A 24,300-nucleotide genomic window follows, 5' to 3' on the forward strand; every position below is an offset into this window, starting at 1 on the left:
GGGACCGGGTTGTCCCCTCTGCATCTGCCGTTTGCAAGATTCGAAATGTTGGCCGATTTTTGTCGCCTACTGTTGTACAAGGAGAGGCTTGTGGTAAAATGTTTCATTAGTAAAAAAACTTTTTGCGAAAACAGACGGGGAGGGAAGACAATGGCTTCCGTTTTGCTTTTGAATGGCCCCAATCTCAACTTGCTGGGAACGAGGGAGCCTGACGTATACGGAAGGGAAACGCTGGAAGATCTCGTCGCGAAGCTGACTTCTGTCATGGATGAGCTGGGGGGCAAGCTTGAACATTTCCAGTCCAATCACGAGGGCGCTCTGATCGACGCGATTCATCAGGCGAGAGGCGTACACGACGGCATTTTGATCAATCCCGGCGCTTTCACGCACTACAGCTATGCGATCCGCGATGCTCTGGCAGGCGTGGCAATCCCGACCATTGAAATACATATTTCCAACATTCATACGCGCGAGGAATTTCGTCACCATTCCGTGATTGCACCCGTTACGATTGGGCAAGTAGTCGGTTTGGGCATGGACGGATACGAATGGGCGCTGCGGGCGCTCGTCCGCAAAATCGAGAACAAATAACGGTTTGGCAAAGCGAAAGGGGAACTGGTTGTCATGAAACAACGTTTGGACAAATTGCGTGAAGCGCTCTCCCAAGTAGGGGCGAATGCTTTCATCACGGAAAAATCGGAAAATCGCTTTTATCTGAGCGGTTTCACTGGCTCCACCGGCTGGGTGATCGTCACGGAAACCGAAGCCTTTTTGGTTACGGATTTCCGCTATGTCGAACAGGCAGAGGAGCAGGCACCTGATTTCACTGTCGTCAACAACGAGCGAAAAGCGGTCGAAGCGATTGGCAAGCTGCTACAGGAAAAAGGCATCAAGCGTCTCGCTTTTGAAAGCAGCGTTTCCTTTGGTACATATCAGGAGTGGAGCAAAGGCTTTGCCGGGGTAGAGCTGGTTCCAACGAGCGGACTGCTGGAAAAAATTCGCATGTTCAAAGAAGAGTCGGAAATGGTCATCATCCGTGAAGCAGTGGGAATTGCGGAGGCGGCTTTTGCGCATATTCAAGGATATATCCGTCCTGGCGTACGCGAAGTAGACGTTGCTTTGGAATTGGAATATTTCATGCGCAAACAAGGGGCGACAGGGTCTGCGTTCGACATGATCGTTGCATCCGGCGTGCGCGGAGCATTGCCGCATGGACGAGCTTCGGAAAAAGTGATCGAGGCCGGAGAAATGGTTACGCTCGACTTCGGCGCAGCGTACAAAGGCTACAACTCCGACATTACCCGCACGCTTGCTGTCGGCGAACCTAGCGCCAAAATGAAAGAGATTTACGATATCGTCTTGCGCGCACAACTGGCCGGACTGGAAGCCCTGAAACCGGGAGTGACAGCAAAGGCGGCAGACGCCGCTACGCGTGACCTGATTGCAGCGGCTGGCTATGGCGATGCCTACGGACACAGCGCGGGTCACGGTCTGGGCATCGAGGTGCACGAACTGCCGGGCTTGTCTACCGTGAGCACCTTCGTTCTGGAGCCAGGCATGCTTGTCACGATGGAACCGGGTATTTATGTGACTGGACTCGGCGGAGTGCGAATCGAGGACGACGTTCTGATCACGGCGGATGGGCATGAGAACCTCAACAAGTCTACGAAAGAGTTGCTCATTTTGCCCGTGTAATTTATACTAATCTACGTTATTGATTGATTTGGGAGGACAACGATGATCTCTGTAAACGACTTTCGGACCGGTTTGACGATCGAAGTGGACGGCAACATTTACACCGTGCTTGAGTTCCAACACGTAAAACCAGGAAAAGGTGCGGCTTTCGTACGCTCCAAACTGCGCAACCTGCGCAATGGCAACACGACAGAAATGACTTTCCGCGGCGGCGAAAAAGTAAACCCTGCCCGCATCGAATCCAGCACCATGCAGTATCTGTATGCGAGCGGTGACGATTACACTTTCATGAACACCGAAACGTATGAGCAATTGACGTTCACTCGCAAACAAATCGAGCGCGAGCTGCGTTTCTTGAAGGAAAACATGAACGTGCAAATCATGCAGTACAACGGTGAAACAATCGGAATCCAACTGCCAAACACAGTTGAGCTGGTTGTTACTGAATGTGAGCCAGGCGTTAAAGGCGATACCGCTTCCAACGTTACGAAAAAAGCAACGCTGGAAACTGGCTTCGTGGTAAACGTTCCTCTCTTCGTAGAAGAAGGCGAGCGTTTGATCATCGATACGCGTTCGGAAGCTTACGTTTCCCGCGCGTAACTTGCAAGATCGTCATGGAAAAAGCTGTGCCCTCCCGGGTGCAGCTTTTTTTAGTTGCGCATGAGTCTCGGCGTTGCCACAAAAAAAATCCCGCTTTTCCGAAAGCGAAAAGGGGATTTCAGCGATCTGCTGTTTTTTGGCCTTGCTGCTCAGTGGGGCCAGCGCCCTCCGAACCACTCCCACAGCTTTAACACAAAGGCAGTAATCCCGGCAGCCATCAGCGGGCCGACGGGGATGCCGCGGAAAAACACAATACCAATGATCGACCCGATCACCAGTCCGACGATCATATGCGGCTCAGCCCGGAGCAAATCCAGTCCCTTGCCGTTCATCCACGTCGCAATCGCGCCGCCAGCCAGCGCTGTAAGGCCCACGACCGTAGTGAACAGCGGCGTGACGTCTTTCCACGATATTTTCTCACTGGCAAACGGCACCAGTACGGATATCGTCAAAAAAAGCAGGCCAAGCTCCAGACCTCGGCGTTCGACCGTGGGGAAAAAGCGTTCCAAGGCCGTCAGCTTCAGCACCAAAAGAATGCTGGCCGCCGTCGCGATTATCGGTGAACGGCCAATCAGTCCTATGACGATCAGGATGACGAGCATCACTTCTCCAGACATCATCATTGGCATCAAAACCCCTGTCCCTGTTCTCCTTTCACTCTATGAGACAAGGTGTGGGAGTATGCGTTTGTCCTTGACGTAGGGCACGAGCGTGTAGCGGTCAACCTGTGCGCAAAAACGCAAGTCGTCGGCAAAATGGTGCGAAACGAGGCGCTTGCCCGTGGTAGTTTGCAGCATTTGTTCGCCAAGCTTATCTGCATAGTATAAATAGCTTGCTTTCAACGCTTCGCCGAGATCGCAAATCTGCAGGTGGGCCAAAGCTTTTTGCGCCTGGACGATCATCAGCCCTGCCGCGAGTCCATCTTCCAGGGCAAATTCAGAACGCGTCCCTGCGCAGTAAAGTGTCACATCGAGATGATACGTGAGCGCGTGGCGAATGCAGGCCGTCGCGTTCAAAAAGCAGCCGACGAGCAGCGCGGAGGCTCGCTCCGCCTTCTGAATGGCGCGAGTGCCGTTCGTCGTCGTGAGGATCAGTCGTTTGCCCGGATTTTTGGCCGCGGAGATTTCCGTCGGGGAGTTGTTGCAATCAAAGTCGGGTATTTTGCGGCAATGTCGCTCGCCAGCCAGGATGCAGTCAGCGGCTCTGAGCGAGTTCGCTTGCCCGATCGTTTCAACGGGAACGACGCAGACAAAGCCGTTGCCCAGCGCGGTGACAATCGTACTGGATGCGCGCAAAACATCGATCACAATCACAACATGATTGCTGATTTGGTCAAAGCGAATTTCCTCGACCGTGGGCACGACCTCTATTCGCACGGAGCAGACCTCCCTTCCGCAAGCATCAGGGCGGTGTCTCCGCGAAGTCCGCGGCGGAGCGTCTCGACCGACAAGACGTCCGTGCAGGCGATGTTGCCGAGATTGACATCGACACCGAGAGACTGAATCAGGCACACTTGCTGGTCTTTTTGCGGCGCTTCCCAAACGAGCCGCTCCGCGTTTGCTTTGGCGGCACGGACGACATCCAGAATGAATGACTGTTCGATCTTGCCGTTTCCGTCAAAGACGCCGACCGTTCCGCTTTCGCGTGCTTCGACGATGACGTGGCTGGCGCCTGCCTGCAAGTCAAAGGCGAGTGTCTCCAAAAGCTCGTTGCGCTCGGCGCGATAGCCTGCCGACTTTTTTCCTACCTCCGTATACACGACAAGTCCTGCGTCTACGGCCCGTTCAATCGCTTCTCTGCGCTGCTCAAACGATAGCGGGAACGTCCCGTCTGAAATCTCAACCGCTGAAAATCCGAGCGAACGGATTTGTTGCATGTACGCCTTGATCGTGCTCTGCTGAATGGCAATCTCAAAAAAAGTTCCGCCTGGCATGATGTGCAAGCCCAAGGCGGTTGCCCTGGAAAGCTTTTGCTGCAACACGTTCGGCGGATACAGGGCCGTTGTGCCAAAGCCGAGTTTGTATATATCGATATAAGGAGAAGCCAGTTCCAGCAGATCGCAGTAAGCGGTCAGCCCCAGCCCTTTGTCAATTACCATGGTCAACCCCTTTTGGCGGGGCTTCGCTCGCTTGTGCCCGAACGGATTCGCCCAGCTCGCGGGCATAAACGGATGCTCACAGTCTACCATGCAAGTTCCTCATTTCTTCTAGGCGTATGGTTCAGTGTATGCCCACCGTGGAGGAGGAGTGAAGAAGAAAGGCAGTAGGCGATTGCCCACACGAGTGCTGAAACGAACGGGTACAGGCATAGAGTGAACGGAGGGGAGGACGAGACGGTATGTGGGAAAAAGCGATTATGGGGATGGCTGCGCTGCGGATCTTGTCAGGCAGCATCGAGATTGTGGCTGCCTTGCTCATTTTGAAGGTCAATCAGGTGGAAAAGGCACTGCTCATAAATTCGGGCTTGGCGATCGTAGGGCCTGTGATTTTGATTACCACGACGACGATCGGCCTGCTCGGCATGTCTGATCGGGTCAGCTTTGCGAAAATCGCCTGGATTTTGCTCGGTATCTCCTGCATTTTGATCGGAGTGCGCAAGTGATGTCCAATTCCTTCCATTGGTAATGAGCGCCTCATCTGGGAATGCTAGTGCAAGAGACGAATGGGAGGGATTGGCATGCTTGAAACGATGGCGAACCGAATCGCCTATTTGCGCGGGCTGGCAGATGGCCTGGATGTGGGCGAAAAGAGTGCAGAAGGCAAAATTATGACTGAAATGATCGAGATCATGGACGAGGTGTACGCCCAGTTTCGCGAGCTGCACGCCCGCGTGGAAGAGGCGGAGGATTATGTAGAAGCGCTGGACGAAGACCTCGAAGACGTGGAACTCTATCTTTTCGAGGATGACGAGGCGTTGTACGAAACGATAGAGGATGACGACGATGTCGACTACGCCACCTACTATGATCTCGACGACGATGAAGATGCTGCGTTGTACGAGTCGGATGACGATACGCACTTGGCGACGGGCTACGATTTTTCCTGCCCGCACTGCCAGAAAGAGATTCACTTGCGAGAAGGTACCGATGACGACGGCTACAGTCATTACGTCATCGAGTCGGCTTCGGCCCAGCGTGACTATCAGCCGGTCAATCCGACGTAATAGAGCAGGCTCACAGCTTGTCCCAGCGCGCCACGAAAGCGCAGGGGCAAGCTTTTTCTATCTCCGGCTACTTTTTAGCATAAACCTCGTCCAGCCGCGCATAGGATGGAGGTAAGTCAATGTGGACAAACGAGAGTCAGCCACAAAAAGGAGGGTACCAGATGTGAGAGAGATCATGGCGATTTTGCCAGAAGCCATTCGCGCGATTTTGACTGCTCTTCCCTCCGCGGTCAAAGAGCATCTGGAAGAGATACGGCTTCGGCAAAATCAGCCGCTGGAAGTACGATTCGGTCAGCAATCCAGCTACGTGACGCAAGCAGGTCAGCTTACCTCCACTGCGAGTAAAGGCTGGATTTTTTCCGCAGATCAGGCAGTCAAGCTGCTGAGTCAGGTAAGCCAGCATTCTTTGTACGCGCTGGAGGAGGAGCTGAAGCGAGGCTACATTACGGTGATGGGCGGTCATCGCATCGGCATCGCGGGCAAAGTGGTGCTGGAAAAAGGCGATGTCAAAGGCATCCGGGACATTACCAGCTTCAACATCCGGATCGCCCGGGAGAAAAAAGGGGCGGCGCAAAAAGTGATGCCCTACTTGTTTGAAGGCGGCAACGTACTGAGCACACTGGTGATTTCTCCGCCGCAATGCGGGAAAACGACTCTTTTGCGCGACATGGCCCGCTCCCTCAGCTACGGCAGCGAGTGGTCTTCCAGTCGCAAAGTCGGGATCGTGGACGAGCGTTCCGAGCTGGCAGGCTGCCTGGAGGGCGTGCCGCAAAGAGACGTCGGCCCGCGCACAGATGTACTGGATGCATGCCCGAAAGCAGCAGGAATGATGATGCTGATCCGCTCCATGTCTCCTGATGTGCTGATTGTGGACGAGGTGGGGCGTGCGGAGGACGGGGATGCCGTATGGGAAGCGATTCACGCAGGAGTCGCAGTCATCTGCTCGGCTCATGGCGCTGATCTCAATGAAGTCGCTCGTCGCCCGATGCTCGGCAACCTCGTCCGGCACGGCGTGTTTTCCCGCTATATCGTCCTCAGCCGAACGAAAGGCGTAGGCACGATCCAGGCGATCTACGACCGAAGCATGAAGCCGCTGGAAAAGGAGAAGGTTGCATGGTCAAGCTGATTGGCGCGGTGCTCATCCTGTTCTCGGCCTCCATGGTCGGCTGGCAGATCGGCAGGTATTACGCCTATCGTCCCGTGCAGCTTCGCGCGCTTTTGGTCGCCCTGCAAATGCTGGAGACCGAGATCGTATACGGCATGACGCCGCTGCATCGCGCTTTTGTCAAAGTCGGTCGCCGGGTTTCCGAGGAAGTGGGCAGGCTGTTTCTTTACGCAGCAGAGCTTCTAGTCAGCGAAAAGGCGCCATCGGCAGAAGATTCCTTGCAGCAGGCAATGGGGAAGTACTGGGCACAAACCGCATTGCGCAGACAAGAGCGAGAAGTGCTGGCGAGTCTGGGGCAGGTTCTCGGATCATCCGACCGGGAAGACCAGCAGAAGCATTTGCGCCTGGCAGTTACCCATCTTAGGGGGCTTGAGGAAGAAGCGCGCGCCGAGCAGGCAAAATACGAGCGCATGTACAAAAGTCTCGGTTTTCTGGGTGGTCTTCTGGTCGTCATCCTGATGTTCTAAAGGCGAGGTGTTCACAGTGGATTTTGATTTGACACCTGTTTTCCAGATCGGAGCGGTAGGGTTCATCACAGCGATCTTGCACACGGTCCTCAAACAGGCGGGAAAGGAAGATATTGCGCACTGGGCGACACTGGTCGGATTCATCATCGTCCTGTACATGGTGTCCCACTACCTCGGCGACCTGTTCTCTGAGGTGAAACGCGTCTTCCTGTTCAACTGAGGAGGGGCTTTTCGATGGAAATCGTACAAATCGTTGGACTCGGATTGGTCGCTACCATTCTTGCCTTGGTGATCAAAGAGCAAAAGCCGATGTTCGCTTTCTTGTTGGCGATTGCGAGCGGTGTCATCATCTTTTACTTTCTCGTAGGCAAAATTGCCGAAGTCATTCGCATTCTGGAAAAGCTGGCCGTTCAGGCAGATCTGAACCTGGTGTTTCTGGAAACGATATTAAAAATCATCGGAATTGCCTACATTGCCGAATTTGGGGCGCAAATGACCCGTGACGCTGGACAGGGGGCGATTGCCTCCAAGATCGAGCTGGCGGGAAAAGTGCTGATTCTGGTCATGGCGGTACCGATTATCCAAATCATTATCGAAACAGTGATCGACTTGCTGCCGGCGTGAGAGAGGAGGGGTGTCTGTGGCGCAAACTGGCAAACTGATCCTGTTGTGGCTCATCCTTTTCGTCTATCTGTCGCCTGGTCCTGGCACGGTCCATGCTGCCGGAGCAACCACAGCCAACCCGATCAACCAGATTGTCGAGGAGCAAGTGGATCACTTGCAGCTGGAGCGTGTCGAGCAATATTGGCAACAGCTTCAGCGCGAGTATAAAGGCTATTTGCCCGATTTGAAATCGCAAGGCTTCATCCAGATTTTGATGCAGCAAGAGGAACTGACGCTATCGAGTGTGTTAAAAGGGATGGGCAAATTCGTCTTTCACGAAATTTTGATGAACGGCAAGCTGCTCAGCTCGATCATTATCATCACGGTTTTTGCCATGATTTTGGAGACGATGCAAAACGCCTTCGAGCGCAACGCCGTATCCACCGTCGCCTACTCGATCGCTTACCTCGTCCTGATGGTGCTCGCGATCAACAGCTTTCACGTCGCGATCACATATGCCAAAGACGCGATCAACAGCATGTCTGATTTCATGCTCGCGATGATTCCGCTCGTGATTGCCTTGCTGGCTTCGGTCGGGAACCTGGCGACGGCCACCATGTTTCATCCGCTGATCATTTTCATGATCAACATCAGCGGCATGATGATCACGTACGTCGTCTTTCCGCTCCTGTTTCTGTCCGCGATGCTCTCGATCGTCAGCCTGTTTTCCGAACGGTACAAGGTCACCCAGCTCGCCACCTTGCTGCGAAACATCGCCATGGGGGTGCTCGGCTCCTTCCTGACGATTTTTCTGGCGGTCATCTCCATTCAGGGGGCGACCTCGGCTGTGGCTGACGGCGTCACGCTGCGGACGGCGAAGTACATTACAGGCAACTTCATCCCGATCGTCGGCCGAATGTTTTCCGATGCGGCCGATACGGTTCTGAACGCTTCGCTTCTGGTCAAAAACGCAGTCGGCTTGGCTGGAGTCGTCATTCTCATCATCTTGTGCGCTTTCCCGGCTCTCAAGATACTGGTTTTGGCCCTGATCTACAATTTGTCATCGGCTGTGCTGCAACCGCTGGGGAACAGTCCGATCATCAGTGCGCTCGGCACGATTGGCAAAAGCCTCCTGTTCGTCTTCGCCGCACTTGCGACAGTGGGATTGATGTTCTTTCTGGCGATTACCATCATTATTGCGGCAGGCAACATCTCCATGATGGTCCGGTAGGTGATGACATGACATGGTTAACACTCTGGCTCAAAAAAATCATCCTGCTCGTTCTTTTGGCCGCTTTTCTCGATCTGATCCTGCCCAATACGACCTTGCAGCGCTACGTCAAAATGGTGATGGGTCTGATCTTGCTTTTGACGATCATCTCCCCGGTGTTCAGCCTGTTCAGTCTGTCGCAGGACGATCTCGCCCTTAGACTTGATCGCTACCAGCAAAATTTGAACAAGCCAGCCGCTTTCGAATGGAAGAAAATGACTGACAAGCTGCTTGGTCAACAAAACGAACAGATGACAGCTTATGTGCAGGCACAGGTGGCATCTGCTGTAAAGGCGAGAATCAAAGCCGATTACGGCGTGGAAGTTGTCGATGTCGAGGTTGTGATCGACCAGAAGAAGCAAGGCGAGCCGACCTTGTCCCGGATGGAGTTGGTGATTGGCGAAGCTGACAGCGGCAAAAACAGCAACGACCCGCAGCAAGTCCAGCCGGTCAAGCCGATTACACCGATTGCTCCGGTACAAGTCACAGTCGGGGAGCCGCCGCAAGAACAGCAAGAAGTGGCTGTTTCAGCCCCGGAAGCGAACCCGCTGGCGAGCAAAATGGCCAGCGACCTCGCAGAACAGTGGGGGCTATCCAAAGAACAGGTGATCATCAAGGACGAGACCCGGGAAAACGAAAAGCAGTAATCACGCTGTCGACACAAGCGAGGTGAGCAACATGCTGGAAAAGCTGAAAAAATTGTGGGAAGGAAACGGCAGCAACAAAAAGCTCAAGCCATTGCACTATTTTATCGTCGTACTTGGAATCGGGATTGCTGTCATGATCTTGACAGATTTTCTGAAAGTCGAAAAAGATCAGCCTCTCGGGTTCTCGATCAACCCTGGCGAGACGTCGCCGCAGCCAACAGGCGACGGATCAGCTCCGGCGCTGGGCGGTTCACCCGCACCGGACATTATCGCCGAATATGAAAACATCTACGAAACCCAGCTTCGGGAAATCCTCGCGAATGTAGTCGGCGTGGGAGAGGTCGAAGTCATGGTCAATCTGGAATCGACGCCAGAGATTGTCGTGGAAAAAAACACCAATGTCCGCTCTTCCGTGAACCAGGAGATGGACAAGGAAAAGGCAACCCGGAATCAGAGTGACCAATCGCGCGATGCACAGGTCGTGATCGTCCAAGGCGGCAAGCAAGACCAGCCCGTCGTCGTCAAGACGTTGAAGCCGCGCGTCCGGGGAGTGCTCGTAGTGGCCAAAGGGGCCGACAACATCCAGGTGAAAGCATGGATCACCGAAGCTGTCCAAAAAGTTTTGGATGTTCCCGCTTACAAAATATCCATTTTGCCCAAAAAAGGGTAGGAGGTAATGACAAATGATTCTGCGCAAGCAAACAGTGTGGTTGTTGACAATGCTGGCTGTCATGGTTGTACTCTCCGGGTACTACCTGGTGAAGGGGCCGCAGGAACAGGTTCCGACCTCCGGACAAGAGCAGGCCGTCCAGAAGCAGGAGCAAATCTCCGGCGTGGAAGTAGAAACCAAGCAAGTCGAGCAAGCTCCTGGCGCTGCCGCCGTTGACGCTAAAAACGGCAAGCAGGAAACAACGACGGCTCCGGCCACTCCGACCGCACAAACACCGGCGCCTGAAGAAGCGAAGCAAACTTCCGGCAATGCCGTGCTCCCCGTAGCGGATACAGCAAGCGAAGTGTTCCAGGGCTTCAAGCTGAACCGGGAAGCGCAAACCGCGCAGCAAAAAGACGAGCAGCTGGCGATCATGAACAATTCCGAAGCAACGCCCCAGGCGGTAGCCGAAGCGAAAGCCAAGTACGATGAGCTGTCCACGCTGGAGACGGCCACGATGAACGTCGAAGAGATGCTCAAAGCGAGCGGCTACAAGGACGCGGTCGTCCTCGTCCAGAACGACAAAGCGACTGTCATCGTGCAAAAAGACAAACTGAGCGCAAACGAAGTGGTGGAAATTATTGCGCAAGTCAAGCAGCAATTGAATCTCCCGGCAACGAACATCCAGGTCCAGTTCCAGACGTCCTGAATGGCGAAGGCAAGCTGACCTTCGCGTTATAACGGGTGCCGTAAGTGGGCATGATGGTAAGGATTTTCTCGCTTCTTCTTGGCAGGAAGCGGGGAAATCCTTTCTTGACGTGATATGGGCAACAGGCTACCATGGATTTATGGTTTGCCAAAAAGGATACATATGGGACTCCCCGATCCTCTATTGAAACAAACGAAGGAGTGCTTTTTCGTCATGAAAATTCATGAAATCCGAGAAATTATTAAGCTGATTGATCAATCTTCCATTAATGAATTTAAGCTGGAGACAGAAGGGGCAAAAGTGACCCTGCGAAAATCCAGTGGTACAGAGACAGTAGTAGTGACTCAGCCTGTCGTACAAGCCCAGGTAGCGGCTCCTGCTGCGCCAGTGCAAGCGGCAGCCCCAGCAGCTGTACAAGCAGCTCCTGTTGCCGTGGAAGCGCCTAAGGCAGCTGCAAGCGCTCCGGCTCTTGACGATGCGAACCTGCACAAGATCGTTTCCCCGATGGTTGGAACGTTCTACAGCGCTCCGGAACCAGGCAAGCCTCCTTACGTCCAAGCGGGCGACAAAGTGAATGCGAGCAAAGTGGTCTGCATCGTGGAAGCGATGAAGCTGTTCAACGAAATCGAAGCAGAAGTAAGCGGCGAGATCGTCAAAGTGCTGGTGGAAGACGGCCAGCTCGTTGAGTACGGTCAAGCGCTGTTTTTGGTGAAGCCAGAATAAGGTGGGGGAGAGCGAAATGTTTCAAAAAGTATTGATTGCCAATCGCGGGGAGATTGCTGTACGGATCATCCGGGCATGCCGCGAGCTGGGCATTCGTACGGTCGCTGTCTACTCCGAAGCGGATCGTGAAGCGCTTCATGTGAAAATGGCCGACGAAGCTTACTGTATTGGTCCAAAAGCATCCAAGGAAAGCTACCTGAACATAGCAAACATCATGAGTGTCGCGACCAAGGTAGGGGCAGACGCCATCCATCCAGGCTATGGATTTTTGGCTGAGAACGCCGACTTTGCGGAGATTTGCACGGCATGCAACATCACGTTTATCGGTCCGGATCCGGAAGCCATCGTAAAAATGGGGGACAAGTCCACCGCAAAAGATACGATGAAAGCAGCTGGAGTGCCGACTGTTCCGGGAACAGAAGGGCTGATCGAAGATGTGGAAAGCGCCGTCGTGACAGCGAATGAGATCGGCTATCCGGTAATGGTCAAGGCTACTGCGGGCGGCGGCGGACGCGGCATGCGCGTGGCAGTCGACGACGAAGATTTGGAAAAGGCGATCCGTCAGGCGCAAAACGAAGCGAAAACCGCTTTCGGCAACCCGGGCGTCTACCTGGAAAAATTCGTGGAAGGCCCGCGTCACGTGGAAATCCAGATCATGGCCGACAAGCATGGCAACGCGGTTTATCTGGGCGAGCGCGACTGCTCCATCCAACGCCGCCACCAAAAGCTGATCGAGGAAGCTCCATCGCCTGCCTTGAGCGAAGAAACACGCAAGCAAATGGGCGAGGCAGCCGTTGCTGCTGCCAAGGCGGTAGCTTACCACGGAGCGGGCACAGTCGAGTTTTTGCTGGACAAGCACGGACAATTTTACTTCATGGAAATGAACACGCGGATTCAGGTAGAGCATCCGGTGACCGAGCTGGTTACTGGCTATGATCTGATCAAGGAACAGCTGACGGTCGCAGCTGGCCAACCGCTGTCTTTCAGCCAGGAAGACATCAAGCTTGACGGCTGGGCGATCGAATGCCGGATCAACGCAGAGAATCCTGCGAAAAACTTCATGCCGTCACCTGGACGCATCACCGAGTACTTGCCACCAGGCGGCTTCGGTGTGCGTGTGGACAGTGCTGCGTACGCAGGCTATTCCATCCCGCCGTACTACGATTCCATGATCGCCAAGCTGATCGTTTGGGGCAAGGATCGCAACGAGGCAATCGAACGCATGAAGCGTGCGCTCGGCGAATTTGTCATCGATGGCATCACCACGACGATCCCGTTCCATCAAAAAGTGCTGGAGCATGAAGTGTTCGTAAGCGGTCATTTTGACACCAAGTTCCTGGAAACCTACGAATTGAACCTGGACGAAGAATAAACAGGGCTGATTTGTAAAAAAACGGTGCGCTTGGTATAATGAATTACAAATCTAAAGGGAGGTGCGAAGCATGGAAGAGTTTACTCCGGATTTAGATAGAACAGAGCTTGGTAAAGTCCAGATCGCTCCCGAGGTACTGGAAGTGATCGCCGGCATGGCTGCGTCCGAGGTTGAAGGCGTAGCGCAAATGAGCGGCGGTTTCGTAGGGGAGATTGCTGAAAGATTGGGCCGTAAAAATATAGCTCGCGGCGTTCGTGTGGAGGTTGGCTCCCGCGAAGCGGCAGTGGATGTTTCCATCATTGTCAAATACGGACACCGCATTCCAGACGTCGCTCGTAATATTCAAGATAGTGTGCGCAATGGAATCGAAGGAATGACCGGACTTTCTGTTGTGGAAGTAAACGTACATATCGTCGATGTAGAGCTGAAAGCCGAAGAAAAAGCACCGGCGGCGCCTGTAGTCGAAGATTACCAGCGTGTGCGCTAAGCAGCACCGGATGGATGCCCCCTTTTCACAGGGGGCATTTTCCTCATTCCAATCAGTTGTTTCGCCAAGCCTTGGCTCATGGCGAAGCGTTAGCCTTTGATTGAGCCTTGTTTGTCTCCTTTCAAACATGGCGTAAAGGAGAGATGCATGTGAACTTGTTTGACCGCTTTATTTTGACGATTTACAGCTTTGCGCTGATCGTTTTGTCCTGCATCGCGATTGCGGCCACCAGCGGATTGGTCTCATCTGCTTATTTTGAGCCTTATGTGGATCAAATGCTTGAGGGTACGAACATTACGTATCTCATCGTCGCGATTATTTTCCTCATTGTGAGCCTTCGCTTCTTTTTCAGCTCGTTTCGTTCCAACAAGCCAAAAGTGGATCGCGGCATTCGCCAGCGCAGTGATTTGGGCGAAGTCAACATTACGATTCAGACGATCCAAACGATTGCGGAGCGCGCTGCCCGACGTGTAAAAGGCGTGCGCGACATGAAGACGACAGTCAAAGCGCTGGAAAGCGGGAACATCATTACCCTGCGTGTTTCTGTGGATGGCGAGACACCTTTGCCGGAGTTGACGCAAAAGCTGCAAGCGGATGTGAAAGAGCAGGTCGAAGGAATTGCTGGTGTCGTGATTTCCGAAGTAGCGGTTGTGGTGACGGAAGTGGCTCAGCAAGAAAACTACGCGGCTCGCAAGCGGGTAGAATAGAAGGTGAAGTCCATGAAATGGGAGTTAATGTGGGAACACAAGGGGAAGCTAATGGGGATTTCTGCCGGACTTTTTTTCGGCATCATCTACCTTCTCGTCGGATTTTGGGATACACTGGTCTTTGTTGTGTTTGTCGGAACCGGCTATTACATCGGTCGCAAGCTTGACCATAAGGAAGACTTGCGCGAAATACTGGATCGGATTCTGCCTGGCAAGTTTCGGTAACAAGAACGAGGGGAAAACTCCCCTGCTGACTTTAATTAGTAGGTGAATGGTATGAAGCGAAGAACAGCACGAGAAAAAGCAGTCCAATGCTTGTTTCAGATCGATATGGCCGAGGTGCCAGTAAAAGAAGCAATCGATCTGGTCATGGAAGAATCCGAGGAAAACGCGCAGTATTTGCGCTACTTGCTCGATGGAGTTTTGACCAACATGGCGGACATCGATGCAGAAATCAAAAAGTATTTGCGCGGCTGGCAGCTGGAGCGTATTGCCAACGTTGACCGCGCCATTTTGCGCCTTGCTTTTTATGAGATCATGTTTGAAGCGGATACGCCTGACAAGGTAGTCATGAACGAAGCGATCGAAATCGCGAAGCTGTTCAGTGACGATGCCTCCTATCGCTATATCAACGGTGTATTGGCGAGCTTCTTGCAATCCCGTGAAACGCAAAAGGCATAACAGGCAGGAGATACAAGCATGAGTAAGGTAATGTTGGGCATTGATACGAGCAATTACCGGACATCGCTGTGCTTGGCTCAGGAAGACGGCCGAATTGTTGCAGAAGCAAAACGCCTCCTCAAAGTGAAGGAAGGCAAACGCGGGCTGCAACAATCCGAAGCCGTCTTTCAGCATGTGATGAACTTGCCGGAATTAAGCGAGCAAATGAAGTGGAACGAGTATGAGATCGAAGCGATTTGCGTCAGTGAAAAGCCGCGGCCCGTCGATCAGTCGTACATGCCTGTGTTCAAGGTGGGAGAGGGCTTGGCCAAATCGCTGTCCACCTACCTGCGTGTTCCGCTGCATCTGACCACCCATCAGGAGGGGCATATCGCAGCGGGCGAGTACACAGCCGATGAGCGGCCAGGACAAGATCGCTTTTTGGCTGTCCATCTGTCAGGGGGAACGAGTGAGTTGCTGTTGTGCGAGCGTCACAGTGCCGGATATGCGATTGAAAAAATCGGCGGCACGATTGACCTGCACGCAGGGCAGTTGGTCGATCGGATCGGAGTGGCGCTCGGGATGGCATTTCCTGCCGGGCCGTACTTGGAGCAATTGGCAAAAGAGTCGACGGGGGAATTTCGCATTTCCTCTGCTGTGGACGGTTTGACCTTCAGCTTCTCCGGGCCGGAAGCGTCCTTGCTGCGCGCCATTGAGCGCGGCGAGACGAGCCATGCGGATATTGCGCGGGCAACCGAGCAGTGTATCGCCAACACGCTGGAAAAAACATTGCGGCACGCTGTTGAGCTGGGGCATCCAAGGGACATACTGATTGTGGGCGGGGTAGCTGCCAATCAGTACATGCGCGAGCGCCTGATCAAACGTTTGCAGCATCCGGCGGTAAAAGCCAAGCTGTATTTTTGCGACCCTGTTTACTCCGGCGATAACGCCTACGGAGTGGCAATGCTTGGGTGGATGAAGCAAAAGACGAACATTAAATAATGATAAACTTTTTATGATTCGGCTTTACAGTTGCAAACGAAATCGGTACACTAATGGTATCGACGTTTAAGAAGGAGGCTTTTTCTCCATGACTGCAACCATTCTCCAAGGAAAAGAAGTAGCAAAAAGCATTCGCGAAGAACTCGCGGTTGAAGTGGCGGAACTGAAAAAACAAGGACTTGTCCCTGGACTGACTGTTGTGCTTGTGGGTGATGATCCCGCATCGCATTCGTATGTACGCGGAAAATCGAAAGGCTGCGAGGAAGTCGGCATCCGTTCCGAGCTGATTCTCAAGGAAGCTTCGACGACAGAAGAAGAGCTGCTGGGCATTATTCGGGATTTGAACGAAAATCCGAACGTTCATGGGATTTTGGTTCAACTTCCTCTGCCAGCCCATATTTCGGAGAAAGCGGTCATCGCTGCGATTCATCCGGAAAAAGATGTCGACGGTTTCCATCCGATCAACGTGGGCAACATGGTGCTCGGCAACGAAACATTGCTGCCTTGCACTCCGCATGGCGTCATCGAGCTGATCAAGCGGACAGGCACGGAGATTTCCGGCAAGCACGCCGTCGTCATCGGCCGAAGCAACATCGTCGGCAAGCCGGTATCGCTTTTGCTGCAACAGGAAAACGCAACTGTGACCATGTGCCATTCCCGCACGCAAAACCTGGAGGAGTTCACGACGAAAGCGGACATCCTCGTGGTAGCGACAGGCCGGGCGCATATGATCGGAAAAGAGCATGTAAAGCCGGGCGCAGTTGTCATCGACGTAGGGGTAAACCGGATCGACTCCGGGAAGCTCGTCGGGGACGTCAAATTTGACGAAGTGCAAGAGATCGCAAGCTTTTTGACTCCGGTACCTGGCGGTGTTGGCCCAATGACCATCACCATGCTGTTGAAAAACACGGTTGTGGCAGCGAGAAAGCAAGCGCAACTTTAGAGGAACGACTGAGGGAATGGATAGGGCCTGCGCTTTATCCATTTCTTTTTTGCATGCGTATACGAAAAGTCAATCAGACCAGGGCTTGAACAGAGGAGGGGCACATGGCTGCATCAAACATTTTGTCTGTCAGTGATCTGAACCGCTACATCAAGCTCGTCCTGGAAAAAGAGACGAACTTGCAAGACGTCTGGGTGAGGGGAGAAATCTCCAACTTCACGCATCACGCAAGCGGGCACATGTACTTTACCTTGAAGGACAACACATCGCGGATCAAGGTCGTGATGTTTGCCAGCTATAACCGCTTCTTGCGCTTTTTGCCCAAGGATGGAACGAAGGCGATCGTGCGCGGCTCCATCTCCGCTTTTGAACGGGACGGAGCGTATCAGCTCTATGCAAAAGAAATGCAGCCGGACGGTCTTGGCTCCTTGTACCTCGCTTTTGAGCAGTTGAAAGAAAAGCTGACCAAAGAAGGCTTGTTTGCTGCTGAGCGCAAGCGGACACTGCCGCGCTTCCCGAAAAGGGTCGGGGTCGTGACATCCCCGACAGGAGCGGCGATTCGCGATATTTGCACCACCATCCGCAGACGGTATCCGCAGGCGGAGATTGTCCTGTCGCCTGCCGTCGTGCAAGGGAAAGATGCCCCGGCATCGATCGTTTCGGCGATTCGGATTATCAATCAGCACCCTGACATCGACGTCTTGATCGTCGGCAGAGGTGGAGGCTCGATTGAAGAATTGTGGGCTTTCAACGATGAAAACGTGGCGCGGGCGATCGCCGGGTCGCCGATTCCGGTCATTTCCGCAGTCGGACATGAGACGGATGTGACGATCGCGGATTTTGTGGCAGACGTGCGGGCGGCGACGCCAACCGCAGCGGCAGAGCTTGCTGTCCCGCATTATTTGGAGTGGGTGGAGCGCGTTCGCCAGCTTGAAATCCGGATGCACAGGGCGGTGCGCAATCAGCTCGCAGAAGAGCGTACGCGGCTGGATCGGTTGAGCGGTTCGTACGCGATGCGTCAGCCGCAGCGCAGGCTGGAGGAAGCGGCAGAGCGGCTCGATCGGACGTATATGCGAATGCGCCAGGCGATGAAGCATTTGATGGAAAGAAGGCGGGAGCGCTACACGCGGCTTTCCGAACAGATCAAAAAATATCGGCTGTCGGATCAGGTCGGGGAGAGAAGGAAAGCGGTTGCGTCGATTCGCGCGCGTCTGGATGAAAAAATGCTGGCGCGGCTGAACCAGAACCGGATGGCTTTTGCTTCAAGGGTAGCCACTCTGGAGGCGCTCAGTCCGCTGGCGGTTATGAAGCGCGGCTTTTCGCTGGTGTACACGAATGATCAGCTGGTGAAGTCCGTGGAACAATTTGCCCCTGGCGATCAGATCGTGGTACGATTAAGTGATGGCAGTGCTACGGCACGGGTGGAACAGTTGAATCGGGAGGAGAAGCGCAATGGCTCGCAAGAAAACGGACCAAGAGACTGACATGCAGTTCGAAGAAGCGATGAAGCGGCTGGAAGAAGTCGTCGGGAAGCTGGAAGAAGGAGACATCCCGCTGGAGGAAGCAATTACGCTGTATCAAGAGGGCGTCACTCTCTCGCGTATTTGCGGACAGAAGCTGGATGCGATTGAAGCCAAAATCATTCAGCTGGTAGAAGAAGACGGCCAACTGAAGCAGAAGGCTTTTCGTGTGGAAGGGGAATAACGACATCGTGGATACATTCCAATCGTATTTGGCGGAAAAAACAGCCTACATTGAACAACATCTCACGCCTGCCCTGGAGCAGGAAGGCGTCCCGACCCATTTGTACGAATCCATGAAGTATTCACTCATGGCAGGCGGCAAAAGGCTTCGTCCGATGCTCGTTCTCGCTGTGCTGGAAGCGCTGGACAAACCGATGGAGCGCGGCGTTCCTTTTGCCGTTGCCCTGGAGATGATTCATACATACTCGCTGATCCACGATGATCTGCCAGCGATGGACGACGATGACCTGCGCCGTGGAAAGCCGACCAACCACAAAGTGTACGGTGAGGCGACCGCGATTTTGGCGGGCGACGCCCTCTTGACGCGCGCCTTTTCTCACGTAGCGGAAGCCTATCAGGAGCGGACAGATGTGACATCTGCGACGATTGTCAAACTGATTGCCGAGCTGGGCAAGCGCGCAGGCGCGACAGGCATGGTGGGCGGGCAGATGGCCGACATCGAAGGAGAGAGCAAGCAGCTCGATCTGAAGCAGTTGGAGTTCATCCATCGCCACAAGACAGGCGATCTGCTCGTGGCAGCGCTCAGGGGCGGAGGCTATTTGGCGGAAGCGAGCGAAGCGCAGATGGATGCTTTGACCCGCTACGGCGTCTGCATCGGACTGGCTTTTCAAATTCAGGACGACATCCTCAACGTGGAAGGGGACGCGGCAAAGCTGGGAAAAGCGGTTGGCAGCGACGCGGACCGGAACAAATCGACCTATCCTTCGCTGTTGGGACTTGCTGAGTCCAAAGAAAGGCTGTCTGCTTTGATCGCAGAGGCAAAAGCGGCTCTCGCCATTGCAGGCATCGAGCATTCCGCATTGAGCCCTTTGGCAGATTACGTTCAAAACCGCAACAAGTAAATGAAATGATAGGCAAAAAAGCTGGCATCCACGTGGGGTGCCAGCTTTTTGCTATGACAAGCGTCTCGACTTTTTTCATGAAATTGGCTGTGAGCGCTTGCGGTAAATAAAGCGGCCATGACCGTTCTGTTTTCTTGCGATTACAATTGCTTGTCGTCTATACCGTTCAGCCACGTCTCGATTTCACCGATGACCGACTGAATGCAACCGTCTTCAAACGGCGAGTACAGCTTCGCCACCTTCACCAGTTCCGTGAACGATTTGCTGCCGCCCTCTTTGCACAGTGTCAAGTAATCGGACCAAGCCTGTTCCGGGTTTTCCTGTGCCCGTTTCCAGAACTGGAAGGCACAAATTTGCGCCAATGTGTAATCGATGTAGTAGAACGGATCGCGGAAAATGTGTCCTTGCTGTTGCCAGAAGCCGCCTTCCTCCAAAAACTCGTTCTCGTCGTAATTGCGGTACGGCAAGTATTTGCGCTCGATTTCGCGCCAGGTGCGTTTGCGCTCTGCTGGAGTCATCTCCGGCTTTTCGTAGACGGCATGCTGGTATTCGTCGACCGCGACGCCATACGGAATGAACAGCAGCGAGCCGCTCAAATGCGAGAACTTGTACTTGGCGGTATCGTCCTCGAAGAACAGCTCCATCCAAGGCCAGGTCAAAAACTCCATGCTCATCGAATGAATTTCGCACGCTTCATACGTCGGGAAGTGGTACTCCGGTACTTCGTAACCGCGGCTGACGTACACCTGGAAGGCGTGGCCCGCTTCGTGGGTCAGCACGTCGATATCGCCGGAGGTGCCATTGAAATTGGCGAATATGTACGGCAGCTTGTACTTGCTCATGTAGGTGCAATATCCGCCTGTCGCTTTGCCCTTTTTGCTGAGCAAGTCCAGACATTCATTTTCCAGCATGAAGTTGTAGAAAGCATCCGTTTCCGGAGACAGCTGTTCGTACATCTTTTTCCCGTTTTCCACGATCCAGTCCGGGGAGCCTTTTGGCGTCGGATTGCCCGTAGCGAAGTCGAAGGCCAGATCGTAATACTTCATAACATCGACGCCAATCCGTTCGCGTTGACGTTCGACCAGCCGAGCGGCTACTGGCACGATTTGTTCCTCCACTTGACGGCGGAAGTTGGCCACCATTTCGGCGTTGTAGTCCGTCCGGTTCAAACGCGCATAAGCCAGTTCCACAAAGGTGGTGAAACCGAGCTTTTTGGCGATCCGGTCGCGAACTTTTACCAGATTGTCGTAGATGCGGTCCAGTTCTTCGGTATGCTTGCTCAGAAACTCGTACTTCGCTTCGTTTGCTTTCTTGCGCATGTCTCTGTCCGTGGACGTCTGGAACGGAAGCAGCTGCGGAAGCGTGCGCTCTTCGCCTTCAAACATGATTTTCGCCGAGGCGATCAGGGCAACGTACTGGCTCGCCAGACGGTTCTCTTCCTGCAAATCGGCAACAACTTCAGGAGAGAAGGTGCGCAGAGTTGTCTCGGCAATGCGGAAAAGCTGGGCGCCCCATTTTTGTTCCAGCTCGGAGCGGAAAGCGGACTGGGTGATGGCGGCGTAGTAACGTGAAATGATCCCTTGATACACAGGGCCTGCTTCATCCCAATAGTCTTGCTCTTCTTTGTAAAAAGGGTCCTCCGTATTGATCGTATGGCGAATTTGCGCCACTTCTCGCGCAGATTCCACCTCTTGCCGCAGCTCGTTCAACTGTCCCATTACCTTGTCTTGCTCTTCAAAGCTGGCCGCTTGTTGAAACGCTTCCAACAGGCTGGAAAATCGTTCTTCGACATTTGCCATGTCGACGCGTGTGTACGGTATTTGCGAGAACTTCACGGGAGTCCACCTCGATTTCTTGAATTTGAATGATCCATTTTATTTTACCAGAATGTAGCAGGAAATTGTGTGCAAGATTACGCTTGCTGATCAAAAGTGGTGTTTTTATGAAGAAACCGTTATAATGAATCAAGTTGAATTTCAGCGGAGTTTAGGCTTCGGGCAACACCGAAGAAGCCTAGTTTTCCATGGGGTGGATTGAAATGCAGCATGCACAATCGCCGGAGAACGAACAGTGGAAAGTGAGGAATACCAATGCTGCTTACTACCATAAATGATCCTCAAGACCTGAAAAAGTGCACTTCGCAGCAGTTACATACGCTGGCATCCGAAATCAGGCAATTTCTCGTCGAGACGCTCTCCCAGACAGGCGGCCACCTTGCGCCCAACCTCGGAGTAGTGGAGCTGACGCTTGCTTTGCACTACGTGTTCAACAGTCCCAAGGACAAGCTGATTTGGGATGTCGGGCATCAGGCATACGTACATAAAATGTTGACTGGCCGCCGGGAGATGTTTCCGACTTTGCGCCAGTACAAAGGGCTGTGCGGCTTCCCGAAAATGATCGAAAGCCCGCATGACGTCTGGGAAACCGGACACAGCAGCACCTCCTTGTCGGCAGCGATGGGGATGGCAACGGCCCGCGATTTGAAAAAAGAAAAAAACCATGTCGTGGCGGTTATCGGCGACGGCGCGCTGACGGGTGGAATGGCGCTGGAAGCGTTGAACCATATCGGTCACGAACGCAAAAATGTCATCGTCGTGCTGAACGACAACGAAATGTCGATTGCTCCGAACGTAGGCGCCCTGCACAACTACCTGGGCAAAATTCGCTCCACGGAAAACTATCAGTGGGCGAAGGACGAGGTTGAAGGGCTGCTGAAGTCCATTCCGGCTGTCGGCGGCAAACTGGCATCGATTGCCGAGCGCTTCAAAGACAGCATGAAGTATTTGCTCGTGTCCGGCGTTCTATTCGAGGAGCTTGGCTTCACGTACATCGGGCCGATCGACGGTCACAACATGGATCTTTTGGTCGATACGCTGAAAACGGCGAAGCAAACCAAAGGGCCGGTACTGATCCACGCGATCACGAAAAAAGGCAAAGGCTACGCGCCAGCCGAAGCGGATTCCGTGAAGTGGCACGGCATCGGCACGTACAAGATCGAGTCTGGAGACACGCCAAAATCCGCTCCGACGTACACCTCGGTGTTTGCCGATACGATGATTGAGCTTGCTGCCGAGTACAAGTCGCTGGTGGCGGTCACTCCTGCCATGCCAGCAGGCTCCGGCCTGATTCCGTTCGGACAAAAATACCCGGATCGCCTGTTTGACGTAGGGATCGCGGAGCAGCATGCTTGTACCTTTGCGGCTGGCCTTGCGACACAAGGCTTGAAGCCAGTGCTTGCGATCTACTCGACCTTTTTGCAAAGAGCGTACGACCAACTGATTCACGACGTTGCCCGGCAAAAGCTGAACGTGGTGTTTGCCGTCGACCGCGCAGGACTCGTCGGTGCAGACGGGGAGACGCATCAAGGGATGTACGACATTGCCTTCATGCGTATCATTCCGAACATGGTCATCATGGCACCAAAAGACGAGAACGAGCTGCGCCACATGATGAAAACAGCGATGGAGTACGACGGGCCGATTTCGTACCGTTATCCGCGTCTGCCGGCTCGCGGCGTGACGCTCGATAAAGAGTTGCAAGCTGTGCCGATCGGGAAGGCAGAAATCGTCCGCGAAGGGAAAAAGGTAGCGATTTTGTCCTTTGGCCATGTATTTGAGATCGCGGAGCAGGCGGTCAACCAGCTGAATGCGGAAGGAATCAGACCGATGCTGGTAAACGCCCGCTTTTGCAAGCCGCTGGATGAGGAGTTGCTGTTCAGGCTGGCGAAGGAAGGCTACGACATCGTGACTGTGGAGGAAGGCTCGGAGATGGGCGGATTCGGCAGCGCGGTTATCGAATGTTACAATCGGGCGGGCTACTATGGCATGAATGTGCAGATCGTGGCTGTCCCTGATTATTTTGTAGAACACGGCAGTGTAAAAGAACAGCGTCAAGAGGTTGGGCTGACAGCGGAGAACATCGCTTCCCGTGTACGCGCCTTGATGCCGATATCGAAGGGTGTACTGGAAGCATGAGCGTGAGAAAAGAACGAATCGACGTTTTGCTCGTCGAGCGAGGTCATTACGAGACTCGGGAAAAAGCAAAAGCAGCCGTGATGGCGGGACTGGTTCAAGTGGCCGGGGAGCGATGTGACAAGCCCGGCACGAAATTCACCGAGGATGTCGCCATCACGGTCAAAGGCGAGGTTCATCCGTACGTCAGTCGCGGCGGACTGAAGCTAGAGAAGGCATTAAAAGTATTTGGCATCGACATGACGGACAAAGTCATGATGGACATCGGCGCTTCCACAGGCGGGTTTACGGACTGTGCCTTGCAAAATGGCGCACGCCTCGTCTATGCAATCGATGTCGGCTACGGACAGCTCGCCTGGACGTTGCGCCAGGATGAGCGGGTTGTCGTCATGGAGCGGACCAATTTCCGCCATATGGACCCGGACGCTTTCGAACAGGAACGTCCGGATGCCGCTTCGATTGACGTGTCGTTTATTTCGCTCCGGCTGATTTTGCCTGTCTTGTACCGTTTTTTGAAGCAGGATGGCGATGTCGTCGCGCTGGTCAAGCCGCAGTTTGAAGCGGGCAAGGACAAGGTCGGGAAAAACGGCATCGTCCGCGAACCGCAAGTGCATGAAGCGGTGCTGACAGACATCGGCCAGTTCGCCAGCGGCCTCGGATTTGCGCTGAAAGGGCTGGACTTTTCTCCGATCACAGGGGGAGAGGGCAATATTGAATTTGTTATGCATGTGACCAAAAGCGCTGGCGGCATGAACGCCGAAGAATGGCTGAAGCTCGTCAGCGATGTGGTCGCGCAGGCTCATGCCAAATTAAAATAGGGACAAAAAACAAAAGCCTCGGGAGTTTTGTTGCAAACGAGGCTT

At 53.7% G+C, this 24,300-nt stretch carries 30 protein-coding genes; 26 read left to right on the forward strand and 4 right to left on the reverse strand.

The window, feature by feature from the left end; translation table 11 throughout:
* The first annotated feature begins 150 nt into the window (after nucleotides 1-150).
* From aroQ to efp, 3 genes are read left to right on the forward strand one after another with little or no spacing between them, the layout of a single operon-like run.
* Entirely contained in the window at nucleotides 151-591 is a 441-nt protein-coding gene (gene aroQ, locus HP435_RS11960; protein ID WP_122965824.1) for a type II 3-dehydroquinate dehydratase, read from the forward strand.
* 33 nt (nucleotides 592-624) lie between these two features.
* Complete coding sequence (locus HP435_RS11965; RefSeq protein ID WP_122965825.1) at nucleotides 625-1,695, forward strand: M24 family metallopeptidase; 1,071 nt, start codon at nucleotides 625-627, stop codon at nucleotides 1,693-1,695.
* Between the two features lie 42 nt (nucleotides 1,696-1,737).
* Nucleotides 1,738-2,295: an elongation factor P gene (gene efp, locus HP435_RS11970; RefSeq protein WP_122965826.1), complete on the forward strand. Its 558-nt coding sequence runs from the start codon at nucleotides 1,738-1,740 to the stop codon at nucleotides 2,293-2,295.
* 149 nt (nucleotides 2,296-2,444) lie between these two features.
* Here efp and HP435_RS11975 read toward each other — a convergent pair whose 3' ends face one another.
* From HP435_RS11975 to HP435_RS11985, 3 genes are read right to left on the reverse strand one after another with little or no spacing between them, the layout of a single operon-like run.
* Nucleotides 2,445-2,915, reverse strand: a complete 471-nt coding sequence (locus HP435_RS11975) for a DUF441 domain-containing protein (protein ID WP_063227107.1) — start codon at nucleotides 2,913-2,915, stop codon at nucleotides 2,445-2,447.
* A 39-nt stretch (nucleotides 2,916-2,954) separates the two neighbouring features.
* Nucleotides 2,955-3,671: a 2-phosphosulfolactate phosphatase gene (locus HP435_RS11980; RefSeq protein ID WP_122965827.1), complete on the reverse strand. Its 717-nt coding sequence runs from the start codon at nucleotides 3,669-3,671 to the stop codon at nucleotides 2,955-2,957.
* Nucleotides 3,662-4,483 carry a phosphosulfolactate synthase gene (locus HP435_RS11985; protein WP_122965828.1) on the reverse strand — a complete coding sequence of 274 codons (822 nt, stop codon included), beginning with the start codon at nucleotides 4,481-4,483 and terminating at the stop codon, nucleotides 3,662-3,664. The genes HP435_RS11980 and HP435_RS11985 overlap by 10 nt, the downstream gene beginning before the upstream one ends.
* A 149-nt stretch (nucleotides 4,484-4,632) precedes the next feature.
* Here HP435_RS11985 and HP435_RS11990 point away from each other — a divergent pair, with 149 nt between their 5' ends.
* The 21 genes from HP435_RS11990 to HP435_RS12090 all read left to right on the forward strand — a co-directional run bounded on the left by HP435_RS11990 (nucleotide 4,633) and on the right by HP435_RS12090 (nucleotide 19,466).
* Complete coding sequence (locus HP435_RS11990) at nucleotides 4,633-4,896, forward strand: YqhV family protein (RefSeq protein ID WP_122965829.1); 264 nt, start codon at nucleotides 4,633-4,635, stop codon at nucleotides 4,894-4,896.
* 75 nt (nucleotides 4,897-4,971) lie between these two features.
* The gene (locus HP435_RS11995; protein ID WP_122965830.1) at nucleotides 4,972-5,457 is read left to right on the forward strand and encodes a CD1247 N-terminal domain-containing protein; all 486 of its coding nucleotides are present in this window, start codon (nucleotides 4,972-4,974) and stop codon (nucleotides 5,455-5,457) included.
* A 163-nt stretch (nucleotides 5,458-5,620) separates the two neighbouring features.
* A complete protein-coding gene (gene spoIIIAA / locus HP435_RS12000) occupies nucleotides 5,621-6,583 on the forward strand; it encodes a stage III sporulation protein AA (protein ID WP_122965831.1) in 963 nt (320 codons plus the stop codon).
* The gene (gene spoIIIAB / locus HP435_RS12005; protein ID WP_122965832.1) at nucleotides 6,571-7,089 is read left to right on the forward strand and encodes a stage III sporulation protein SpoIIIAB; all 519 of its coding nucleotides are present in this window, start codon (nucleotides 6,571-6,573) and stop codon (nucleotides 7,087-7,089) included. Before spoIIIAA ends, spoIIIAB begins: the two co-directional genes overlap by 13 nt.
* Before the next feature lie 16 nt (nucleotides 7,090-7,105).
* Nucleotides 7,106-7,309 carry a stage III sporulation protein AC gene (spoIIIAC, locus tag HP435_RS12010; RefSeq protein ID WP_005827263.1) on the forward strand — a complete coding sequence of 68 codons (204 nt, stop codon included), beginning with the start codon at nucleotides 7,106-7,108 and terminating at the stop codon, nucleotides 7,307-7,309.
* Between the two features lie 14 nt (nucleotides 7,310-7,323).
* Nucleotides 7,324-7,713: a stage III sporulation protein AD gene (spoIIIAD, locus tag HP435_RS12015; protein ID WP_063226823.1), complete on the forward strand. Its 390-nt coding sequence runs from the start codon at nucleotides 7,324-7,326 to the stop codon at nucleotides 7,711-7,713.
* Nucleotides 7,714-7,729: 16 nt separating this feature from the next.
* Nucleotides 7,730-8,923, forward strand: coding sequence for a stage III sporulation protein AE (spoIIIAE, locus tag HP435_RS12020; protein WP_173599157.1), 1,194 nt, complete (start codon nucleotides 7,730-7,732; stop codon nucleotides 8,921-8,923).
* Between the two features lie 8 nt (nucleotides 8,924-8,931).
* Nucleotides 8,932-9,609, forward strand: a complete 678-nt coding sequence (gene spoIIIAF, locus HP435_RS12025; protein WP_173599156.1) for a stage III sporulation protein AF — start codon at nucleotides 8,932-8,934, stop codon at nucleotides 9,607-9,609.
* 31 nt (nucleotides 9,610-9,640) lie between these two features.
* A complete protein-coding gene (gene spoIIIAG, locus HP435_RS12030; RefSeq protein WP_173595765.1) occupies nucleotides 9,641-10,279 on the forward strand; it encodes a stage III sporulation protein AG in 639 nt (212 codons plus the stop codon).
* A 13-nt stretch (nucleotides 10,280-10,292) separates the two neighbouring features.
* The gene (locus HP435_RS12035; RefSeq protein WP_122965836.1) at nucleotides 10,293-10,967 is read left to right on the forward strand and encodes a SpoIIIAH-like family protein; all 675 of its coding nucleotides are present in this window, start codon (nucleotides 10,293-10,295) and stop codon (nucleotides 10,965-10,967) included.
* 213 nt (nucleotides 10,968-11,180) lie between these two features.
* Nucleotides 11,181-11,690, forward strand: a complete 510-nt coding sequence (gene accB / locus HP435_RS12040) for an acetyl-CoA carboxylase biotin carboxyl carrier protein (protein ID WP_122965837.1) — start codon at nucleotides 11,181-11,183, stop codon at nucleotides 11,688-11,690.
* A 16-nt stretch (nucleotides 11,691-11,706) separates the two neighbouring features.
* The gene (gene accC, locus HP435_RS12045; RefSeq protein WP_122965838.1) at nucleotides 11,707-13,062 is read left to right on the forward strand and encodes an acetyl-CoA carboxylase biotin carboxylase subunit; all 1,356 of its coding nucleotides are present in this window, start codon (nucleotides 11,707-11,709) and stop codon (nucleotides 13,060-13,062) included.
* A gap of 70 nt (nucleotides 13,063-13,132) precedes the next feature.
* Nucleotides 13,133-13,549 (forward strand): Asp23/Gls24 family envelope stress response protein, encoded by a 417-nt coding sequence (locus tag HP435_RS12050; protein ID WP_122965839.1) that lies wholly within the window; start codon nucleotides 13,133-13,135, stop codon nucleotides 13,547-13,549.
* A gap of 143 nt (nucleotides 13,550-13,692) precedes the next feature.
* A complete protein-coding gene (amaP, locus tag HP435_RS12055) occupies nucleotides 13,693-14,256 on the forward strand; it encodes an alkaline shock response membrane anchor protein AmaP (RefSeq protein ID WP_173595766.1) in 564 nt (187 codons plus the stop codon).
* Nucleotides 14,257-14,268: 12 nt separating this feature from the next.
* Nucleotides 14,269-14,481 carry a DUF2273 domain-containing protein gene (locus HP435_RS12060; protein WP_122965841.1) on the forward strand — a complete coding sequence of 71 codons (213 nt, stop codon included), beginning with the start codon at nucleotides 14,269-14,271 and terminating at the stop codon, nucleotides 14,479-14,481.
* A 51-nt stretch (nucleotides 14,482-14,532) separates the two neighbouring features.
* The gene (nusB, locus tag HP435_RS12065; protein WP_122965842.1) at nucleotides 14,533-14,937 is read left to right on the forward strand and encodes a transcription antitermination factor NusB; all 405 of its coding nucleotides are present in this window, start codon (nucleotides 14,533-14,535) and stop codon (nucleotides 14,935-14,937) included.
* Nucleotides 14,938-14,955: 18 nt separating this feature from the next.
* The gene (locus HP435_RS12070; protein ID WP_173595767.1) at nucleotides 14,956-15,918 is read left to right on the forward strand and encodes a tRNA (adenosine(37)-N6)-threonylcarbamoyltransferase complex transferase subunit TsaD; all 963 of its coding nucleotides are present in this window, start codon (nucleotides 14,956-14,958) and stop codon (nucleotides 15,916-15,918) included.
* A gap of 88 nt (nucleotides 15,919-16,006) precedes the next feature.
* A complete protein-coding gene (gene folD, locus HP435_RS12075) occupies nucleotides 16,007-16,861 on the forward strand; it encodes a bifunctional methylenetetrahydrofolate dehydrogenase/methenyltetrahydrofolate cyclohydrolase FolD (RefSeq protein ID WP_122965844.1) in 855 nt (284 codons plus the stop codon).
* Nucleotides 16,862-16,965: 104 nt separating this feature from the next.
* A complete protein-coding gene (gene xseA / locus HP435_RS12080) occupies nucleotides 16,966-18,345 on the forward strand; it encodes an exodeoxyribonuclease VII large subunit (RefSeq protein WP_122965845.1) in 1,380 nt (459 codons plus the stop codon).
* A complete protein-coding gene (gene xseB / locus HP435_RS12085; protein ID WP_005827293.1) occupies nucleotides 18,314-18,565 on the forward strand; it encodes an exodeoxyribonuclease VII small subunit in 252 nt (83 codons plus the stop codon). Before xseA ends, xseB begins: the two co-directional genes overlap by 32 nt.
* Before the next feature lie 7 nt (nucleotides 18,566-18,572).
* Entirely contained in the window at nucleotides 18,573-19,466 is an 894-nt protein-coding gene (locus HP435_RS12090; protein WP_173599155.1) for a polyprenyl synthetase family protein, read from the forward strand.
* A gap of 140 nt (nucleotides 19,467-19,606) precedes the next feature.
* On the opposite strand, the gene HP435_RS12095 is transcribed toward HP435_RS12090, so the two are convergent.
* Nucleotides 19,607-21,301 carry a M3 family oligoendopeptidase gene (locus HP435_RS12095; protein ID WP_173599154.1) on the reverse strand — a complete coding sequence of 565 codons (1,695 nt, stop codon included), beginning with the start codon at nucleotides 21,299-21,301 and terminating at the stop codon, nucleotides 19,607-19,609.
* 255 nt (nucleotides 21,302-21,556) lie between these two features.
* On the opposite strand from HP435_RS12095, the gene dxs reads away from it, so the two are divergent.
* Both dxs and HP435_RS12105 read left to right on the forward strand, forming a co-directional pair.
* Nucleotides 21,557-23,440 carry a 1-deoxy-D-xylulose-5-phosphate synthase gene (gene dxs / locus HP435_RS12100; RefSeq protein ID WP_173599153.1) on the forward strand — a complete coding sequence of 628 codons (1,884 nt, stop codon included), beginning with the start codon at nucleotides 21,557-21,559 and terminating at the stop codon, nucleotides 23,438-23,440.
* Entirely contained in the window at nucleotides 23,437-24,255 is an 819-nt protein-coding gene (locus HP435_RS12105; protein ID WP_122965849.1) for a TlyA family rRNA (cytidine-2'-O)-methyltransferase, read from the forward strand. The genes dxs and HP435_RS12105 overlap by 4 nt, the downstream gene beginning before the upstream one ends.
* Nucleotides 24,256-24,300 lie beyond the last annotated feature (45 nt).

Origin of the sequence: Brevibacillus sp. HD3.3A (assembly GCF_013284375.2) — a bacterium.
GTDB classification, from domain to species: Bacteria; Bacillota; Bacilli; order Brevibacillales; family Brevibacillaceae; genus Brevibacillus; species Brevibacillus parabrevis.

Bases quoted from the DNA above. Each gene is read 5' to 3' on its own strand.
- HP435_RS12070 (WP_173595767.1), top strand. From the start codon at position 14,956: ATGAGTAAGGTAATGTTGGGCATTGATACGAGCAATTACCGGACATCG.
- HP435_RS11990 (WP_122965829.1), top strand. From the start codon at position 4,633: ATGTGGGAAAAAGCGATTATGGGGATGGCTGCGCTGCGGATCTTGTCA.
- HP435_RS11995 (WP_122965830.1), top strand. From the start codon at position 4,972: ATGCTTGAAACGATGGCGAACCGAATCGCCTATTTGCGCGGGCTGGCA.
- xseB (WP_005827293.1), top strand. From the start codon at position 18,314: ATGGCTCGCAAGAAAACGGACCAAGAGACTGACATGCAGTTCGAAGAA.
- HP435_RS12050 (WP_122965839.1), top strand. From the start codon at position 13,133: ATGGAAGAGTTTACTCCGGATTTAGATAGAACAGAGCTTGGTAAAGTC.
- HP435_RS12105 (WP_122965849.1), top strand. From the start codon at position 23,437: ATGAGCGTGAGAAAAGAACGAATCGACGTTTTGCTCGTCGAGCGAGGT.
- HP435_RS11985 (WP_122965828.1), bottom strand. From the start codon at position 4,483: ATGGTAGACTGTGAGCATCCGTTTATGCCCGCGAGCTGGGCGAATCCG.
- accB (WP_122965837.1), top strand. From the start codon at position 11,181: ATGAAAATTCATGAAATCCGAGAAATTATTAAGCTGATTGATCAATCT.
- aroQ (WP_122965824.1), top strand. From the start codon at position 151: ATGGCTTCCGTTTTGCTTTTGAATGGCCCCAATCTCAACTTGCTGGGA.
- folD (WP_122965844.1), top strand. From the start codon at position 16,007: ATGACTGCAACCATTCTCCAAGGAAAAGAAGTAGCAAAAAGCATTCGC.
- HP435_RS12060 (WP_122965841.1), top strand. From the start codon at position 14,269: ATGAAATGGGAGTTAATGTGGGAACACAAGGGGAAGCTAATGGGGATT.
- HP435_RS11965 (WP_122965825.1), top strand. From the start codon at position 625: ATGAAACAACGTTTGGACAAATTGCGTGAAGCGCTCTCCCAAGTAGGG.
- HP435_RS11975 (WP_063227107.1), bottom strand. From the start codon at position 2,915: ATGATGTCTGGAGAAGTGATGCTCGTCATCCTGATCGTCATAGGACTG.
- dxs (WP_173599153.1), top strand. From the start codon at position 21,557: ATGCTGCTTACTACCATAAATGATCCTCAAGACCTGAAAAAGTGCACT.
- spoIIIAF (WP_173599156.1), top strand. From the start codon at position 8,932: ATGACATGGTTAACACTCTGGCTCAAAAAAATCATCCTGCTCGTTCTT.
- spoIIIAG (WP_173595765.1), top strand. From the start codon at position 9,641: ATGCTGGAAAAGCTGAAAAAATTGTGGGAAGGAAACGGCAGCAACAAA.
- efp (WP_122965826.1), top strand. From the start codon at position 1,738: ATGATCTCTGTAAACGACTTTCGGACCGGTTTGACGATCGAAGTGGAC.
- accC (WP_122965838.1), top strand. From the start codon at position 11,707: ATGTTTCAAAAAGTATTGATTGCCAATCGCGGGGAGATTGCTGTACGG.
- spoIIIAD (WP_063226823.1), top strand. From the start codon at position 7,324: ATGGAAATCGTACAAATCGTTGGACTCGGATTGGTCGCTACCATTCTT.
- nusB (WP_122965842.1), top strand. From the start codon at position 14,533: ATGAAGCGAAGAACAGCACGAGAAAAAGCAGTCCAATGCTTGTTTCAG.
- spoIIIAB (WP_122965832.1), top strand. From the start codon at position 6,571: ATGGTCAAGCTGATTGGCGCGGTGCTCATCCTGTTCTCGGCCTCCATG.
- xseA (WP_122965845.1), top strand. From the start codon at position 16,966: ATGGCTGCATCAAACATTTTGTCTGTCAGTGATCTGAACCGCTACATC.
- HP435_RS12035 (WP_122965836.1), top strand. From the start codon at position 10,293: ATGATTCTGCGCAAGCAAACAGTGTGGTTGTTGACAATGCTGGCTGTC.
- amaP (WP_173595766.1), top strand. From the start codon at position 13,693: ATGCATGTGAACTTGTTTGACCGCTTTATTTTGACGATTTACAGCTTT.